Source organism: Sporolactobacillus sp. STSJ-5, assembly GCF_024385605.1.
In the GTDB taxonomy this organism is placed as follows: domain Bacteria; phylum Bacillota; class Bacilli; order Bacillales; family Sporolactobacillaceae; genus Sporolactobacillus.
Genome location: NZ_JANFOJ010000020.1, coordinates 18,464 through 37,038, shown reverse-complemented (window position 1 = coordinate 37,038; position 18,575 = coordinate 18,464). Strand labels below are relative to the sequence as shown.

The following is an 18,575-nucleotide window of genomic DNA, read 5'->3' as shown; positions in this document are numbered from 1 at the left end:
ATCAATTTCTACTTAATGCTTATTGACCTTCCTGCTGGTCACGGACCACTTCATAGAGCGAATCGGCTTCTTCTTTTTTGACGACTTCTTTTAACAGCAAGATGCGAACAGTCATTGGTTTTTGGCCGAAGTGCAGAGTCAGCTGATCACCGACCGCAACATTCGAGCTTGCCTTTCCGGGTTGTCCATTAATATCAACGCGCCCCTGATCGGCGAGTTCCTTCGCTACTGTTCGCCGTTTAATCAATCGGGATATTTTCAAATATTTGTCTAATCTCATTTTTTCACTGCATCCTTAAATTTATTGCCGGCTCTAAACCCTGGCACGCGGGTCGCCGGGATTGTGATTGTTTCGCCTGTCTGGGGATTGCGTCCTGTCCTGCTTGCGCGCTGACGGACTTCGAAGGTACCGAATCCGACAAATTGAACCTTTTCATCGGCATTCAGCGCTTGAATAATTTGTTCCAGCGCTTCGTTAACCACCGTTTCCGTATCTTTTTTCGCAATGCCCGTTTTCTCTGCCACTTTATGGATGAGTTCATTTTTATTCATTCAAACCATTCCTCCATATTGTATTCATTCGTTTATACGTTTTTTCCCACGTATAGAGATCTGCTCAAAAGAGATGATCATAGTCCTGCCTCCCGAGCATCTTCTATAACCATCATTTTTTTCATTCTATCATAAGTTACCTTCAGATCACAGTTTCCGAGACCGTGCCGATGCCGCACTGTGCTTCTTTTTTCTTCGTATCGGAAGCCGCTTCAGGTCATGCTTATTCAGAAAACGGACCATATAAAGGATCACGATAAAGACCACACCGCCGACTACGGCTCCGGATAAAGCGAGCACTGATGCTGCGGGCCTTGCCGAAAGGGGATCGGTGAAGCGGCTGATTATTCTTTTCCAAAGAGACACGCTTGCCGCCATCCCGGATAAGGCAATGCCTAATTTCACAACCGCGCGCCAGGGCAATCGCTCGGTCAATGCATGGCGGTGCAAATAGACAAGACTCATTACAGCAGCTGCAGCGGTTCCTAGACATGTACCCAAAGCAGCACCGACAATAGCAAAGTGCGGAATAAGGAAATAATTTGCCGCACCTTTTACACACGAGCCAAGGACAAGAAAGTAAAAAGGTACCCAGGGTTTTCCGTTTGCCTCTAAAATTCCTGAAGCGGTCAAAATGATCGAAAGCGTCAGCATCGTGAACGATGCAATTGCGAAAGCTGCCGTTCCGTCGGCATTTCGAAACAGCATAATATTAACCTCGCGGCTGATCATCATGAGTCCTGCAGCTGCTGCTGCACCAAAAGCAACGCTTACTTTAATCGAAAGCGTTGCCTCCATTTGAAATTCATAACGCTTTCGCAATGCTGCGAGTTGCGCTAGGCGCGGCACCATGGCCACCGTCAGCGAAGCAGATGCGATCATTCCAAACTGTGTCAGTATATAAGCACGATCATAGATGCCCTTTTCAGCACGCGGATCGGCAAGATGCATTTTACCCAAAAGCCGAAGTACGGTTAATGAATCAATAAGCTGAAACGAGAGCAGGGGAACGGCAAGAATGGAAAAAAGACAGCCGGCAGTTATAAGTGTTTTGACCATCCGCCAATTGATTGCAACGGCCGACCTCGAAAACAGTTCGTATGCGAACTGTTTTTTTCGGGGCAAAAACAGAATAAGAATAATCAGTGTGACGAGCGGCGCAAATGCCGATCCTGATGTTGCAACCAATCCGAATGCATAGGCATCTCCATGATTGAGAAATAAATACCAGGACAATCCTAAAATGAAACAAACACGCGTCACCTGTTCTCCGATTTGAGAGAGAGCTGTAGGCAGCATATTTTCCTTGTCGCCTTGAAAAGTTCCGCGCAAAAGGGCCACAATCGGGACGAAAAGATAGGCTGATGCGGCGATACGAATTAAGGCAGCAAGATGCTGATCACCAATCAGTGCTGCCAAAGGCTGTGCAAAGATAAAAAGGGCAGCAAAAAAGAATCCGCAGATCAGCAGCAGCGCGATCAGTGCATGCCTTTGCACGTCCACTTTCGCGTCATGCCGTTCTCCTGCCTCAGCCATATATTTGGAAATGACAATTGGAAATCCCGTGCTTCCAAGTGCCACTGCCAGTGCGTAAAAAGGATAAACTTGCTGATAAACATAAAAACCGACGTCGCCGGCAAAATTTTGGTAGGGAAGCCGGTAAAGCGCGCTCATAATCTTCACCAGCAGAGCTGCACCCGTGAGTATCGCCGCACCGCGCCACACCAAGTGGCTCTCCCTCTTCTCGTTGCCCATGATCTCTCTCATTTCTCCAAGAATTCTCTGTTGGATTATATCATAACTTGCCCTATCGCGTACCTGGAATCAAGAATCAACCCAATAAGAAAAACCGGGCAAAAAACGCCCGGTCCTTCATTAAGTAACGAGTAAAATAAGCGGAGATTTTCCGGTTATATGCGCCATGGCGCTAGTTTTGCCTGTAAATAAGGGTAATTTTTCCGCTTATTCAGAGAAAAAACCTCTATTTTTACATTTTTCGATTCAATAAGGGTAATTTCTCCGTCTATTTAAACGATTTTACCATTCATTTTCAATTTAAGCGGAATTTTTCCGTCTATTTCTCAGATTGGGCGCTTGCCTGATCACCCACCCGAATCTTATGACGCTGATCATTGTACCAGCAAGGCAGAACGATATACATTCTTTTCTTGTAAGAAAAACCGGGCAAAAAGCGCCCGGTCCTTACTTTCACAGGACGTGATGGCTTTCGCGTTGCATACAGGACGTATGCGTATTTAGCGAAAGCTCCTTTACACTTGCGAAAGTTCCCTTTTTTAGCATTGATTTGTGTCTTTATGGTGTGAATCATCGCTTCGGTTGCTCGCATCAACTGAGCGCGACCGCGGGCGCACCGCGAGCCTCCTCAGACAAGCAGAAATCCGCGGGGTCTCGCTGGCACCTGATTCCGCTGGCGTCTCGAACCTCCGCTTTTATTCTCGTCCAAGACACTGGCTTATTCGTTTAAATATGGGGCAAAATCCTATACTTTCTTATCTTGCAAAAAAGAGGCGCTGCAGCCGCCTCCTCTCATGCAAACATTTTACTTTTAATGCTCCATCTGCCTGCCAAGAAAGCCTGCAGCCGTCTCAGCAAGCTTTACCTCGACTTCACCCATCGGCTTCTTGTCCTTATCGATGAGAATAATGGTACCGATTGGATCGCCCCCGGCAATAATTGGTGCAACAACATAGGGGCCGGACAGATTTTCATGTCCTTCCATTAGCGGCTCGCCGCGATCCTGTTCAAGAATGGTTTGCCGCTGCTCCATGGATTTTTCCGGTACCGCAAGCAGACGCTTTTCCAAGTAGTCTTTTTTAGGTCCTCCCGCGACTGCAATCACAGCATCACGGTCACTGACAAGGGTCAGCTTGCCGGAATTTTCCGCCAAGGACTCCGCGTATTCTTTTGCAAAATCGCCGAGCTCGCTCAGCGGCGAGTATTTTTTCAAAATCACTTCGCCATCATGATCAACGAAAATTTCTAGTGGATCCCCTTCACGAATACGAAGTGTACGCCGTATTTCTTTAGGAATAACTACCCGCCCAAGATCATCGATTCGGCGGACAATGCCAGTTGCTTTCATACAAGGATGTCCTCTCTTTCCGCTTCCGCAAAAATCATCTATTCCTTGCATTATTATCTGCGCTACTGGTCAAAGTATGCATTTTTCGCCAAATTTATCCTACCTTCTCAGACGGCTTCTGAAGCTGCTCGATTCCGCCAAGCAGTTTAGCAACCTCCTCCAGCAGCTTAGAATCTGCATTGCGCCTATTCTGTTTAATGGTTATTTTCATTTTCGATCCTTCCGCGCCGAGACCAACTCCGGACCCCATTTTGCTGATTGCTTTAAACAGCGACTCTCGATCCAATGATTTCCAGCCCATTTCCGAGAAAATAATTCTGACCTCAGAACTTTGCTGCTTAATTTCCTCAATCATTAATTGATTTGCTGTCACGCGTATCTCGGCCACTTTGAACAGGTCGGCTACTTCTCTTGGGTAATCGCCGAACCGGTCGATCATCTCATCCTTCAGTTCTTCAACATCTTGAACCGAGGCAGCAGCTTTGAAGCGTTTATACATATCAATTTTCTGCAGAGAATCCTCAATATACAGATCCGGAATGTATGCATCTGTCTCCATCTCAATGGTGACTTTAGGCGGTTTTGGTGCCATGTCCGTACTGCTCTTCTTGCTGCGCTCAGCAATGGCATCCTGAAGCATTTGCGAATAAAGATCAAAACCGACAGAGTCGATAAATCCATGCTGCTGGGCGCCCAGCAGATTTCCGGCCCCGCGAATGGACAAATCACGCATTGCGATTTTAAATCCGGAACCGAGCTCGGTAAATTCCTTTATGGCTTGCAGTCTTTTCTCAGCAACCTCGTTCATGACCTTATCGCGTTGATACGTAAAATAAGCATAGGCAACACGGCTGGAACGCCCGACTCGTCCGCGAAGCTGGTACAGTTGAGCTAGCCCCATTCGATCGGCATCGTAAACAATCAGGGTATTGACGTTTGGAATATCAACGCCGGTTTCAATAATTGTCGTACTAACAAGTACATCTGCATTTCCGTCGAGAAAATCAATCATTGCAGATTCAAGTTCTGATTCTTTCATTTGCCCATGCGCAAATGTGACTGCTGCATCAGGGACCAGTCCGGAGATCATTTCAGCCATCCGCTGAATCGTTTCCACACGATTATAAAGGAAGTACACCTGCCCGCCGCGCGCCATTTCGCGTTCGATTGCTTCCCGAATTAATGACGCATTGTATTCCATGACAAAGGTTTGTACAGGGAAGCGGTTCTCCGGTGGTGTTTCAATAATTGAAAGGTCACGTACCCCGAGCATCGACATATGCAGTGTACGTGGAATCGGTGTCGCGGTCAGTGTCAGCACATCGACATTCGCCTTCAGACGTTTAATTTTTTCCTTGTGGGTGACTCCGAATCGTTGTTCTTCATCAACAATCAGCAAACCGAGATCTTTATATTGAACATCCTTTGACAGTAGACGATGCGTCCCAATGACTAAATCAACCGTGCCCGCTTTAAGGCCCTTAAGCGTTTCCATTTGTTCTTTCCTCGAACGAAAACGGCTAAGCAGTCCGATCGTGACCGGAAAATCTTCAAACCGTTCACTCGCCGTCTCGAAATGCTGTTGTGCAAGGATTGTAGTCGGAACCAGAAGAGCCACTTGTTTTCCGTCGGCAATGGCTTTAAATGCAGCACGCAAAGCAACCTCGGTCTTGCCGTAGCCCACATCACCGCACAGCAAACGATCCATCGGCTTCTCGTTCTCCATATCCTTCTTGATTTCTTCAATGGCTTGGAGCTGGTCTGTGGTCTCCTCATATGGGAACGCCGCTTCAAATTCCTGCTGCGCATCGCTGTCCTTCGCAAAAGCGTAGCCTTTGCTCGCTTCACGCTTTGCGTAGAGCTTGATCAAGTCATCAGCGATATCTTGAATCGACGAACGTGCTTTGCTCTTGACCTTCTTCCATTCGCCGCCGCCTAGTGCATAGATCTTCGGTTCCTTACCCTCGGAACTCACATACTTCTGTACTTGATCAATATGTTCCACCGGGACGTAGAGCTTATCATTGCCCTTATAAATAATTTGCAAATAATCTTTATGCGTACCGTTGACTTCAAGCGTCTCAATACCGGCGTATCGGCCGATCCCGTGATCCACATGAACCACATAATCGCCGACTTTAAGCTCGCTATAATTTTTCAGGCGTTCGGCATTCGACAGTTTCTTTCCATGATGGTTCGCTTTCGCCGTCTTTTTTGTAAAGACTTCCTGCTCAGTAATCACGGCGATTTTCTTAAGCGGCAATTCAAAGCCAATTTCAAATTGACCGATTGTAATCTGATTCACACCGTGAACAGGTGGCGTTTCGGGTGCTACAAATTCCGCCTGAATGCCATAATCCGATAATACTTGATCTAAGCGTTTTGCTCGTTCTTTGTCAGAGGCGAGAAAGGTAACGGAGAAATCGCCCTTCTTCCAACGTTCAACCTCAGTCTTCAACAATTGAATCTGACCATGAAAATTTTGCATCGCACGACATGTTATACTGACGACATTCTGCGGCTGAAACTGACCATGGTACCTGAGGAAAAGGGACAGCAAGAGAAGCGGATGGGACAGCCGCTCGGTCAGTTGTGGCCAACTCATAGTCAGCGGCAATTCACTGACCATATCCCCTCTTTGCAGCATGTCGACTCGCCATTCGGCTTCTTCGCGATCCAGCTGTTCAGACATTTCTTGGATCCGGCTGATCTCATCAAAGATAATCAAAGCATCTTCAGGCAAATAATCATCAATAGTCGTCAATTTGTTGTAATACAAAGACGCATACTTGATCATTCCGTTAAAAGGCACACCTTGTTTTAATGATTCAATGTCAGCAGAGCTATGTTCGCTGAGCAGCTCTTGAGCCTTCTGATCCTTCATCTTGGCTAACGAGACAGCCAGTTCATGCTCAAGTCCTTGCGCAGCCGCCGCATAGTTTTCCTCGTAAAGCAGAAGTTCCCGTGCCGGACCGATCAGCACGCTGTTTTGAATCATTTCCAGCGAACGCTGAGAGTCACTGTCAAAATAGCGAACAGAGTCGATTTCATCGTCAAACAGCTCAATGCGGATCGGATGGGCTTCTGTCAGCGGGAAAAGATCAATGATTCCGCCCCGTATACTGAATTGACCTGGACCGGCAACCATAGATTCGCGTTCATAGCCCATGGCTGTCAATTTTCGCGGAAGCGCATCTAAATCAACCGTCTTTCCGACCTCAAACTGCAATAAGCTCGCTTTCCACAAATAGAGCGGAGCGAGCAGTTTTTTCAGTCCGGCGACCGGTATAATAATGAGTGCTTTGCGATTTTGCGCAAGCCGGTTCAGTACATCAATACGTTGAGCGAGCAGTTCCGGGCTTGCCACAGCAAGTTCAGACGCAATCAAGTCGTTGGCAGGGTAAAGAAACAGCTCCTCCGAATCGATCAAGCCTTCGAGATCATTATAAAGTTTCTGCCCTTGATAAAGGTTATGTGTCACAACAACAGATGTCTGATGTCTCTTCTGATAAACCGCCGCAATCCATAATGCTTTTGCGCCGCCTGAAAGTCCGGACACCAGCTGCTGCTTCATACCTTGCTCATAGCCTTCAAGGACTGTTTGAATTTCATCTATGTTCTGTTGATAATAGTGGCTCAGGCCAAGCATGGACTACCCTCGCTTTCTGAAAACCGAAAAACGCTTTGGCTTAAGCCAAAGCTCTGCAGTGATTCTTCAGAACCCTAATCATCTGTGATAAACTTCTATGATTATACCCGCGCGGTTTTCTACTTATTCGCATTATACGTATTCATCACCTGTGAAAAAGGTAACGTGAGCCAAGCTTCTGCAGCTGATGCTGCACGTTCAATTGCCGACGAAATCTGTATTTGGTCATCCCCGGAAAAACCTTGAAGCACATAACGTATGACTGCCTCACGCGAGTGCTGAGGATGGCCAACACCTACTTTAATTCGAGCAAATTCCTGCGAGTTCACATGCTGAATAATTGACTTAATCCCATTGTGCCCGCCGGCGCTTCCCTTTTGCCTCACGCGAATCTTGCCTACCGGCAGATCCATATCGTCCTGAATAACCAGCAAGTCAACGACTGACAGCTTAAAAAAACGAAGCAGCGGCCCAATCGCTTCACCTGAGGCATTCATATAAGTAAGCGGCTTCACTAACAAAAGTTCTTCCCCATCGATCGACCCTTTTCCAAACAGCGCATTAAACTTGTTTTTGTTTAAACGGATTCCGTGCTGCTGCGAGATTAAGTCGATCACTTCAAACCCTATGTTATGCCGCGTATGGGCATATTCAGAACCGGGATTGCCCAGTCCGACAATGACTTTCACAGTGATTCCTCACTTTCTATCTGAGATAAGTGTTTCGCGCATTAATTTCTCGGCTCAACTCCACCGTGTCTTATCTCATGTTCAGAAATAACCAACATGTTTTTACTTTCTAATTGGTACGAAAAAAGGCGTAACGCATTGGTTACGCCTTTCCATTCATTTAAATGAACACTTATTCAGCTGCGTTTTCACCATCAGCTGCAGGCGCAGCAGCATCCGCAGTTTCGGTTGCTTCTTCTGCTGGTGCTTCAGCTTCTTGTGTACCATAAGACAGCGTCACAACAACGTCTTCAGGGTCGCCAAGAACGGTATATTTTTTCGAGTCTGCAAGGTCGCTCACACGAATGGCATCACCGACAGCCAGTTTAGACACGTCAATTTCAATCGTATTTGGAAGATCATTAGGAAGCGCGCGTACGGTCAGCTCTGACAGCTGGTTGTTCAAGACAACATCGCCGGTTTCAACAACTTCCGTACCCTTAAGTACTACAGGTACAACAGCATCGATTTCTTCATTCATATTGATTTCGAGAAAATCAATATGACGAACAGTGCCCTTTAACGGATCAAATTGCAATTCATGAGCCATCACCGTATATTTTTTCTTACCTTCAATGTCCAAATTGATAATTGCGTTTCTGCCTTCGCTGCGGAAGAGCTTGCTTACTGCTCCGGCATCAACCGCAACAGATTCGTTACCTACTGTCTTTCCATAAACTACGGAAGGAATCTTTCCTTCTTTTCTCAATTTCTTTGCATACGATTTCTTGAATTCGCTACGAACAGCCGCACTTAATGTTGCCATGCGTCATTGCACTCCCTTTCAAATGGATCCTTATTAAATTTTTGACGAATCACGTATAATCTAACCCTGTAAGGCACTAAATTCCGATCGATAGTTAATTAAACAACCTGCTGACCGACAATTTTTCATGAATACGAATAATTGCTTCACCAATCAACGGTGCGACAGACAACTGCACAATTTTGTCAATTTTCTTTTCTTCAGGCAACGGAATCGTGTTGGTCACAACGAGTTCGCTGATTGCAGACGCCTGAATACGTTCGATTGCGGGACCCGACAAAACAGGGTGTGTACAGCAAGCATACACCTTTTTAGCGCCGCGCTCAACTAAGGCGTTAGCGGCAAGCGTAATTGTACCTGCCGTATCGATAATATCATCGACAATAATGCACGTTTTGCCCTGAATATCGCCGATAATGTTCATGACTTCCGCAACATTGGGACGCGGGCGGCGTTTATCAATGATTGCAATCGGTGCTTTTAGGCGGTCAGCCATTTTGCGTGCACGCGTCACACCGCCATGATCCGGAGAGACAATAACGATATCCTCAAGCTGCTTGCTCATGAAATATTCCGACAGGGTCGGGACACCAAGAAGCTGGTCGACAGGAATGTCAAAAAATCCTTGGATTTGCGGTGCATGCAAATCGAGCGTCAACACGCGCGTTGCGCCTGCCGTTTCCAAAAGATTTGCGACAAGCTTTGCTGTGATCGGTTCACGAGCACGTGCTTTGCGGTCCTGTCTCGCATAGCCGTAATAAGGGATAACCAAATTGATCGTTTTTGCGGATGCGCGTTTCAACGCATCAATCATGATCAGCAATTCCATCAAGTGTTGATTCACCGGATCACTTGTTGACTGAATGACATAAACTTCACTGCCTCGAATGCTTTCTTCGATGCTGATTTGGATCTCGCCGTCACTGAATGACGATACAATGCATTTTCCGAGTTTAATACCGATATGCTCTGCAATTTGCTTTGCAAGATCAGGATTTGAATTGAGGCTGAATACTTTCAAATTTGGATCTAAATAGCTGACCATCTAATGGTTCCCTCCAGTTAATGGTTTAACCTGTACTTTAATTATGTTTTTTTGCCCGGATCTTGCGATGCCTCACCTATTTTTAAATGCTCGGCCCGCTCCGTTCTCCAATGTCCGTGTTCTTTACGTCGACAAAACTGCCCACTTTTGTCTGATCATGGATCTTGGACAGCGGACGAATATGTGCGAAAGGTCCGATCTGCACATTGCTTCCAATCGTACTGTTCTCCAGCACAGATTGATCAATCTGCGTCCCGTCGCCAATCACACAGTCGCGAATTTGCGAATAAGCACCGATTGTGCAGCTGCTTCCGATTCGTGTCTTTCCGGCAATGACCGTCCCCGGATAGACAACCGTATCCATGCCGATCTCGCATTCCGCCGACAAATAGGTTGTATCCGGATCGATCAGTGTCACACCATTCTGCATCATTGCCCTATTGATGCGTACCTGCATATATTTCCCTGCAGCAGCCAATTGAATGCGGTCATTGACACCGACTGTTTCCTCGAACTGTTCTGTTGCGTAGGCAATCACTTTCTCAGAGTCGCGGACAAGCAAACCAATAACATCAGGAAGATAGTATTCACCCTGAACATTATTGTTTTTCACTTGCTTTAAAAGGGTGAACAATTTACGGTTGTCAAAACAATAGATGCCCGTATTAATTTCTTTTACCCTTTTTTCATCAGGATTTGCATCTTTATGTTCGACAATTTTCGCAACATTTCCTGATGAATCCCGAATGACGCGACCGTATCCCGTCGGATCTTCCAATTTAGCGGTCAACACTGCTGCCGCTGCCTGATTCTTTTCTTGAATCTGAATCAGCTTCTCAATGGTTTGATGAGTGATCAGTGGAGTATCTCCGCAGAGAACAACCGTCGTGCCTTCTTGCTCGGCTAATCGATCCGCGGCTTGAAGCACAGCGTGTCCTGTTCCAAGCTGCTTTTGCTGCAACAGGCATTCAGCCCTATCACCGACCGCCGCTTTCACCTCATTCGCCCCATGTCCGACAATGACATAAACCTTTTCGAAATCAGCTTTGCCAACCTCATCAATGACATGTCGGATCATCGGTTTGCCACAAACCTGATGCAGCACTTTATATAGTTTCGATTGCATTCTTGTACCTTTACCGGCAGCAAGAATGATCGCAAATCGATTTGACATGATGAACCCCCATAGCTTTCGCTGATCCTTAGCGTCCATTTTAGACTATAGCTTAAAAACAACCCTTTTTCAAGATAACAAAGGCGAAATTTGCGTCAATTCGTCAGAACATGTTTTTTAATGTTCAAGTAAAAAAAAAGAACCAATTGGCTCCTTTTTTTACTAATAGCTCTTATCCTCAAATCGAATCGTATTCATGAACAAGTAATTCGTGAACATGCTGGGCTTGTCTCACAAAATTCTGCAAATGAAAAGTATCTTTAAAATGACGTTGACGCAGCCCTGCTGATAAAAATGTTTGACCTATCAAAGACATGCAATCTTATAACACGGCCATTATTTAAGAAGCGCCTGCCTGTTCGAATGAAGGATCGCCCTCACATGCATGTTCATATTCACTAAGTATTGCCGACTGTATTTTCTCTCTAGTCCCTGATGTGATGGGGTGGGCAATATCCCTAAACTCCCCGTCAGGTGTCCGCTTGCTGGGCATCGCGACGAATGTGCCATTGTTTCCATCAATCACGCGAATATCGTGGACAACGAACTCTTTATCAAGAGTTATTGAGGCGATTGCCCTCATGCGCCCGTCAGTATGCACAAGCCGCAATCTGACATCTGTTATTTCCATTGATAAGACACCACCCTTTCCCTTATGCGTAACTCGTCATTCTAAATACTTGTTTCAACATAAAAAGTGGGAAATCCTGCAAGTGGCAAAAAGAAACAAAAATATTTTTATTATTTGCGCATATAGTGTTTGACGGCAGTTCAAAAATTTATTGGAAACGGTTAGTCTTTTACTCCAAGAGAATTATTTTTCGGCAGCCATTCGTACACGTTACCGTTTTCAATTGTCAGCGCATCTTGTTGCTCAAGGATTGACAGTTTAAGCAGCGATACATAATGATTAACCAATTTCGGACGTTCATCTTTTTTTTCAACGAGAACGGCCATGCCGGCAACCTTTGCGCCGAATTCCTCCACTAAATTAATCATACCTTTCATCGTTCCTCCAGCTTTCATGAAGTCATCGACGATTAAAACACGTGCGTGTGCTTTCAGACTTCTTCGCGGCAAAACCATTGTCTGTATCCTTTTTGAAGACCCGGATATATAATTAATGCTTACTGTAGATCCCTCGGTTACTTTGCTGCTTCGTCGGACGACAACAACCGGTACGCTGCACTGTGTGGCAACTGCGTACGCAAGCGGAATACCCTTTGTCTCCATCGTCATGATTGCATCCAGCTTTTCATTAATAAAAACCGATGCGATCAGCCGTCCAATCGCATTAATATAGTCCGGCTTCCCCAGAATATCAGTCATATAGAGATAGCCTCCAGGTAGAATCCGCTCCTTTCGCGTCATCTGTTCCTGCAATCGTCCAAGCAATTGTTCGGCTTCCTCGCAGCCCATGGATGGCATATAACATACTCCGCCCGTAGCCCCCGCCTGCGTCTGCAGCCGTCCGATTTCTTGAGATTCAAAGTTCTCCTTGATAATCGTCAGATCTTCGCTTATCGAGGATTTGGCAGATTCATACCGTTCCGAAAAATAGGAAAGCGAAATCACCTGGTGAGGATGCCGCAGCAAATATTCTGTCATATCGACCAGTCTGCTGCTTCGCTTAAGTTTCATGATAATCCTCCAAATCCGAATATTTTAAAGCAATTTTACACCATTATTCGTATTCAGACAAGAGGGTAAACGGTTTACAAAGCCTCACGGCGAATACCTGCGAACAATAACCTCTCATCCCATTCATCAAGCGCAACATTCGTGATTCATGCTGGGTAAGCGCAAACACGGTTGGTCCGCTTCCGCTCATCAATATCCCTTCCGCACCGATTGCTTTCATATGACCTTTTATCTTTGCGATATCCGCAACTTTTCTCATGGTCACAGACTCAAGAGAATTACCGAGCAGTCCGCAGATTGTCTGAAAATCTTCCTTTTTGATGGCTTGGATCATGGCATCAACATCCGGATGAATAATCGGCTGACTGTCCAAATCTTTATAGATCTGCGCCGTTGATACTGACACGTCCGGCTTAACAAGAACGACCCAGCAAGGAGCCAAGGACGGCAAAGGCGTAATTTGTTCGCCTCTTCCGGTGGCGAGTGCCGTTCCTCCTTTAATGCAGAAAGCGACATCAGATCCGATTTTCGCTGAAATTTCCAGCATTTCTTTATAGGACATACCAATATGCCATAGCTTGTCCAGGGCACGGATCGTTGCCGCGGCATCCGTGCTTCCTCCGGCAAGTCCTGCAGCAACTGGTATATTTTTTTTAATCGTTATTTCTACACCGCGGCGAATATCATAACATTCTTTGATGTACTTAGCAGCCTGATATGCGAAATTACGTTCATCCTCAGGCACATAGGGGGCTGATGTACGGACTATAATTCGATTCTCATGCAGATCGCCGCATTCCACCCGATCTGCTAAATCAATTGAGGTCATGATCATTTTGACCTCATGATAACCATCGCTTCGATTCCCAACAACATCAAGGGAAAGGTTAATTTTTGCCGGTGCTTTCTCAAGTACTTTCAAACGGTTCCCCCACTTCCAATTAACAAGCTGCTTTCGTATACATGTCCAATTTTAATAAAAAGCAATTGATGCGACGATCACGGATGATCTAATGTCCGGATTGCCACAGAACGTGGCGCTTTGACGGACCGACATTCATGGATGCCCTAGTATCCCGTTCACCCCAGAACAGCATTCTTAGCTGGATCCTGATCTATAATACCTACTCCGTTTTTTTACACTTTATAGTTTAAAGGAAACGAGCATGAAGAAAAAGGGGGTCCCATCCGTTTCTGGACAGAATCCCCTTCTTTCGTGCTCAATCATGGTGCTGTTTATCAGCGTCACCAAGTGTCGCTTCAGCTTTTTGAATAGCGAGGCGCACCATATTGCCTGCGTCGCGGGCCTTGATGCCGCCCCATCCTTCATTCTTGACCGTATCATAAAACCCCAGCTCTTTGGCAAGTTCCTCTTTAAATGCTTCAGACATAATGCCTCTGCGTCTGGACATGATCGGCACAACTCCTTTCCAATGGTCGAGCAGAAATTAGGTTGCACTAATTTACTTTCTTCTATTCGCCAAACGTGCTAAAATGAATTTTGACGAAAGACTTATGAAAAGCATAAACGCGCATCTCCAGTTTTGTCCGTGAATTTCGAACAAAAAGGGTGCGCGCATCCGCTATAAATAAATGGTCTGTCATCATGGAAATCGAACAAGCAATTCATTACTGGCCGCTCGCCATTTCCTCCAAAAAGGTGAGTTCCACCGAGTCCGTCAACACATCAGTGTAGCTGTACGATACGCGGTCATACGCGTTCGAATCTTTATCCAGCCTCACAATAAAAACCGACGGATAGGTACCTTCCAAAACACCAATGCGTTGAATCGTTTTGCGTCTGCCACCGTTTGCCTTTAATGTCAAACGTTCGCCGACACGTTCGTCTAGAGCGCCTCTGATATCATCAATGGTTTTTCCCATCTCGACAATCCACCTCGCTTAATTATAAGTATACCACAATGGACGTCAAAAAATCAAATAGTATGAATTATATCAAGAAACCATTGTTGCTGTCAATACATTTATTGCGAAGAACAGGCGTTATTTTCTCTCAAAATTCGACTGAATTTCCTACTAAATTATTTTTATTCCGAGGGGTAGGGCAGACCCGTGCGAAGCATCCCCCGACTTTCCACCCCGCCCAAGCCGCCTGCACCGGTCAGCGTGTTTCTGAGCACTTCCCACACATTGACACTATCCATAAAAGACGTAAAACTGATCCTGGCGGCAAGATAAACCGGATCAAGCGCATGAATATTTACGCGGTCAGGCGAACTGGCAAAATTCGATCCCGCCCGAATTAAATATTCAAAATTAGATTGGCAAGCGCCGGAAAAAATAATCATCTGATCAAGACTAGGCCAGTGATAGCGAACCTCTTTGACTGTTCGGATAAAATACCCCGAATTGCGGTAGGCCTTAATCTCGTCTGGCATTCCCTTATTCTTCATAAATGCATCATGTCCGGTCAGTACAAGAATATCCGGGCGGATCTGCGCGACCAGCTTCGGAGCAAGATCAGGCATTTCCGATTCCTGCATATATTTGCCGATTACAGGTACATGCAGTTTTTCATAAAAAGCAAGGCACTTTTTTAAATAATACGGATCTCCGTCAATGTGAAGCACACGTCCGGGCATTTCAAAATACGAAGCCCCTTCCCGATAACCATTTGTTGCCGTATATCCTCTTTTCAATTTCATTTGCTTATAGTCCTGTCTGAAAAGCTTGTAGGACTCCGCTTCCTTCGAACTCGTCACTTTTTCATACTCTTCCCGTTCATCTTTAGTTACTAGAACCAAGTCATCGAGCGGCGCGTCTGCGTACAAACGCAAGTCATGGCCATTCAACTCGGCACTTTTTGTCTCTTCATGAATGGCCACCACACGAAACGGAAGGTCGCAATGGTATGAAGTTCGCGCCACGAGATCTCCTACTTGAACCGTCATGTTCCACTCCCTCTTTTCAGCACATCCGGATCCGTAAAAAATCAGAGTCATCCTTTTCAATCTATGATTGTGCAGAAACGAATATTCATGAAGGGACACTTCAACAATTGAACATGATCGCAGCCTTTAACTTCCTCTTAGAAAAATCTGGCATTGACCGGTCCGTACTGCCGCAGGACGCGATGACTTTCGCGTTGCATACAGGACGTACTTTCACAGGATGTGATGGCTTTCGCGTTGCATACAGGACGTATGCGTAGTTAGCGAAAGTTCCTTTACTCCTTTACATACGAAAGTTCCTTCATTCCACCTCTGCTTCATTGAGCATTTTGGTCCTTCATTAAGTAACGAGTAAATTAAGCGGAATTTTTCCGGTTATACACATCATTGAGCTTGTTTCGCTAATAAATAAGGGTAATTTTTCCGGTTATGCAAAGCAAAGCTCTCCATTTTCACGTTTTTAGATTCGATAAGCGGAACTTATCCGTCTATTTAAGCTATTTTTTCGTTCATTTTCTTATTAAGCGGAATTTTTCCGTCTATTTATCAGATTAGGCGCTTATCTGATCATCCAAACAATATCTGCGGGGTCTCCCTTGGCTCCGGATCAACAGGGACGCACCCGCAGGCGTCTCGCGCTTTCGTGTCTAGTTTCCAACTTTTTGTTAATCCGAAAATCTTATATTTTCTTAATTTGTGCAAACCATTGGCCTTATCTTTTTAGGGCATGAAAAATAGGCACCTCTCGTAAAAGAAGGTGCCTATTTTATAATCATTGTTTTTACTCATTGCTCAGTGCGTCACTCAATCGAGCGAACTCTTCGATTGACAGTGTTTCGCCGCGGCGACCGGGGTCAATACCGACTTTTTCTAATATCGACAGCAAATGTTCTTTTTGGTCTTTGTCATATAAATTATTGATGAGGTTGTTCATTAAGGTCTTTCGCCGTTGCGCAAAGCTTGCGCGAACCAGTTTAAAAAAGAACGCTTCGTCGACAACCTGCACTTTTTTCTCAGGGCGAACATCTAGACGGATCACAGCAGAATCCACATTCGGCTGCGGTACAAATACCGTCTTCGGGACCGTCATCACAATCTTTGCTTCGGCAATGTACTGAACGGCTATGGACAGCGATCCATAACTTTTCTCTCCCGGTTCAGCTTGGAGCCGGCTCGCGACTTCCTTTTGAATCATCACAACAATTGTATTGATTGGCAAATCGCCGGTCAGCAATTTCATCAAAATCGGAGTTGTCACGTAGTAAGGCAGATTGGCCACTACAGTCACCGTTGCACCCGGAGGAAATTCCTCACTGATTATTTGGTGAAGATCAAGCTTCAGCACGTCGCCGAAACGAATGGCCACATTGTCAAAATCGTGCAGTGTATCATTTAATACGGGTTCCAATCTACGATCAATTTCCACAGCAAGCACTTGCTTCGCCTGACCTGCGAGTACTTGAGTGAGCGCACCCGCTCCCGGTCCAATCTCCAGCACGTAACTTTCTTCGTCGATACCGGCTGACAAGGCGATGTTATTTAAAATATTTTCGTCAATGAGGAAGTTCTGTCCAAGACTCTTTTTCAAAGTGAATTTGTGTTTGCGAATGACATCCTGCATGGTCTTCGGTGATGATATTCTTTTGTTCATGACGTTCACTCCTTCGATCGGATGACATCAAGCGCCTGCCTCAGGTCGCTTTCAGCAATTTGAAACATACGCAGTCGTTTATATAATTGTTTACCATTGGCATAGCCGATATTAAGTAGCTCACAAAGCTGTTCACGCAACGACCGCGACGTTTTACCGCCGAGCAGTCCCAGGCTCCTCAACGTCTGCATGCTGATCTGCTCCTCAGGCTCCTCGAATTGCGTATAGACCTTTTCGAGTGACCGCAGAATGGTACGCGGCGAGGCATGTTCAATTCCAAGGCTTTCATTTGTACCGCCCTGACCCTCGGCACGTGTAATAAATGCGTGTTTGCATCCGGGGACGGCGCGGCTGACAATCTTTCGAATTCGTTCACCAGGATAATCGGGATCTGTAAACACAATCACGCCGCGGCGAGCCTGTGCATTTTGAATAGCGCGAATAGTGCGCTTGCTGACACGCGATCCGTTGGTTTCAATCGTATCGGCATCGAGCGCACGATGAATTGCCTCCGTATCGCTTCTACCTTCAACGACGATTATTTCTTTAACAATCATAAGATTTCTCCTTGCTCAGCCATTTTCGTGAATTCGGAAACAACGTCGTGCGTTTTCCGTTGTTATCTTTGCCATTTCTTCGAGAGACAGACCTTTAAGCTCTGCTACTTTTTCAGCAACCAGACGCACACGCGCTGGTTCGTTGCGTTTACCTCGGAACGGTTGCGGACTGAGGAACGGGCAATCCGTTTCAATTAACAAACGATCAAGCGGGACCATGGTGGCCGTATCTCGCTGCAGCTGCGCATTTTTAAAAGTAACCGGACCACCAAAACTAATGTAAAAATTCAAATCAATAAATTTCTGTGCCCAGTCCCAATCATCACTGTAACAATGCATGACGCCGCCAATTGATTCGGCATGCTCTTCTTTAAGAATGCGCCAAGTATCTTCGGTTGCCTCGCGATTGTGTATAATCAGAGGCAGACCCGCTTTTTTGGCCAACCGAATCTGTCTGCGGAACACCTCATGCTGCACCGACTTAGGCGATTTGTCCCAATGATAGTCCAAACCGATCTCGCCAAGTGCGACAATCCCGGGATGGGTCAAATTTCGTTGGATCAGTTGAAAATCATCCTCAGTCATGTCAATAGCATCTTCAGGATTCCAGCCGATTGCGCCATAAATATATTTATGCTGATCAATGATCGGAAAGACGCGTTCAATGGTCGGACGATCAACGCCGACCACAACCATCTGCGTAACGCCCGCTTCCTCAGCTCGATTGAGCATATCAGGAAAATCTGCGTCAAACGCCTCATCATTTATATGAGTATGTGTATCAAAAAGCATCGTGC

Annotated in this window: 18 protein-coding genes; all 18 read right to left on the bottom strand. The window is 45.8% G+C overall.

From position 1 onward, the window contains the following. Positions 1 to 19 precede the first annotated feature (19 nt). Positions 20 to 280, bottom strand: a complete 261-nt coding sequence (locus NOM01_RS14790) for an RNA-binding S4 domain-containing protein (protein WP_255749267.1) — start codon at positions 278 to 280, stop codon at positions 20 to 22. Next, the gene (locus NOM01_RS14785; protein WP_255749266.1) at positions 277 to 552 is read right to left on the bottom strand and encodes an HU family DNA-binding protein; all 276 of its coding nucleotides are present in this window, start codon (positions 550 to 552) and stop codon (positions 277 to 279) included. Before NOM01_RS14785 ends, NOM01_RS14790 begins: the two co-directional genes overlap by 4 nt. Positions 553 to 699: 147 nt before the next feature. Beyond that, entirely contained in the window at positions 700 to 2,277 is a 1,578-nt protein-coding gene (locus tag NOM01_RS14780; RefSeq protein WP_255749285.1) for a putative polysaccharide biosynthesis protein, read from the bottom strand. 841 nt (positions 2,278 to 3,118) lie between these two features. After that, positions 3,119 to 3,655 (bottom strand): stage V sporulation protein T, encoded by a 537-nt coding sequence (gene spoVT / locus NOM01_RS14775; RefSeq protein WP_255749265.1) that lies wholly within the window; start codon positions 3,653 to 3,655, stop codon positions 3,119 to 3,121. Positions 3,656 to 3,749: 94 nt separating this feature from the next. Then, complete coding sequence (mfd, locus tag NOM01_RS14770) at positions 3,750 to 7,304, bottom strand: transcription-repair coupling factor (protein ID WP_255749264.1); 3,555 nt, start codon at positions 7,302 to 7,304, stop codon at positions 3,750 to 3,752. A gap of 119 nt (positions 7,305 to 7,423) precedes the next feature. Further along, complete coding sequence (gene pth, locus NOM01_RS14765; RefSeq protein WP_255749263.1) at positions 7,424 to 7,993, bottom strand: aminoacyl-tRNA hydrolase; 570 nt, start codon at positions 7,991 to 7,993, stop codon at positions 7,424 to 7,426. Positions 7,994 to 8,165: 172 nt separating this feature from the next. Further along, a complete protein-coding gene (locus NOM01_RS14760; RefSeq protein WP_255749262.1) occupies positions 8,166 to 8,798 on the bottom strand; it encodes a 50S ribosomal protein L25/general stress protein Ctc in 633 nt (210 codons plus the stop codon). A gap of 94 nt (positions 8,799 to 8,892) precedes the next feature. Then, entirely contained in the window at positions 8,893 to 9,843 is a 951-nt protein-coding gene (locus tag NOM01_RS14755) for a ribose-phosphate diphosphokinase (RefSeq protein ID WP_255749261.1), read from the bottom strand. An 82-nt stretch (positions 9,844 to 9,925) separates the two neighbouring features. Next, the gene (gene glmU, locus NOM01_RS14750; protein WP_255749260.1) at positions 9,926 to 11,017 is read right to left on the bottom strand and encodes a bifunctional UDP-N-acetylglucosamine diphosphorylase/glucosamine-1-phosphate N-acetyltransferase GlmU; all 1,092 of its coding nucleotides are present in this window, start codon (positions 11,015 to 11,017) and stop codon (positions 9,926 to 9,928) included. Between the two features lie 340 nt (positions 11,018 to 11,357). Continuing rightward, positions 11,358 to 11,648 (bottom strand): septation regulator SpoVG, encoded by a 291-nt coding sequence (gene spoVG, locus NOM01_RS14745; RefSeq protein WP_023511710.1) that lies wholly within the window; start codon positions 11,646 to 11,648, stop codon positions 11,358 to 11,360. A gap of 161 nt (positions 11,649 to 11,809) precedes the next feature. Further along, positions 11,810 to 12,658, bottom strand: coding sequence for a pur operon repressor (gene purR, locus NOM01_RS14740; RefSeq protein WP_255749259.1), 849 nt, complete (start codon positions 12,656 to 12,658; stop codon positions 11,810 to 11,812). Positions 12,659 to 12,701: 43 nt separating this feature from the next. Continuing rightward, a complete protein-coding gene (ispE, locus tag NOM01_RS14735; protein WP_255749258.1) occupies positions 12,702 to 13,580 on the bottom strand; it encodes a 4-(cytidine 5'-diphospho)-2-C-methyl-D-erythritol kinase in 879 nt (292 codons plus the stop codon). A 298-nt stretch (positions 13,581 to 13,878) separates the two neighbouring features. Further along, positions 13,879 to 14,070 carry a small, acid-soluble spore protein, alpha/beta type gene (locus NOM01_RS14730; protein ID WP_255749257.1) on the bottom strand — a complete coding sequence of 64 codons (192 nt, stop codon included), beginning with the start codon at positions 14,068 to 14,070 and terminating at the stop codon, positions 13,879 to 13,881. 217 nt (positions 14,071 to 14,287) lie between these two features. After that, entirely contained in the window at positions 14,288 to 14,542 is a 255-nt protein-coding gene (locus NOM01_RS14725) for a Veg family protein (protein WP_253064440.1), read from the bottom strand. A gap of 164 nt (positions 14,543 to 14,706) precedes the next feature. Further along, positions 14,707 to 15,570 carry a sporulation peptidase YabG gene (yabG, locus tag NOM01_RS14720; RefSeq protein WP_255749256.1) on the bottom strand — a complete coding sequence of 288 codons (864 nt, stop codon included), beginning with the start codon at positions 15,568 to 15,570 and terminating at the stop codon, positions 14,707 to 14,709. 781 nt (positions 15,571 to 16,351) lie between these two features. After that, entirely contained in the window at positions 16,352 to 17,221 is an 870-nt protein-coding gene (gene rsmA / locus NOM01_RS14715) for a 16S rRNA (adenine(1518)-N(6)/adenine(1519)-N(6))-dimethyltransferase RsmA (protein ID WP_255749255.1), read from the bottom strand. Between the two features lie 5 nt (positions 17,222 to 17,226). Then, entirely contained in the window at positions 17,227 to 17,778 is a 552-nt protein-coding gene (gene rnmV, locus NOM01_RS14710; RefSeq protein ID WP_255749254.1) for a ribonuclease M5, read from the bottom strand. A gap of 15 nt (positions 17,779 to 17,793) precedes the next feature. Continuing rightward, on the bottom strand, positions 17,794 to 18,570 hold the full coding sequence (locus NOM01_RS14705) for a TatD family hydrolase (RefSeq protein WP_255749284.1): 777 nt from the start codon (positions 18,568 to 18,570) through the stop codon (positions 17,794 to 17,796). Between the last annotated feature and the right edge of the window lie 5 nt (positions 18,571 to 18,575).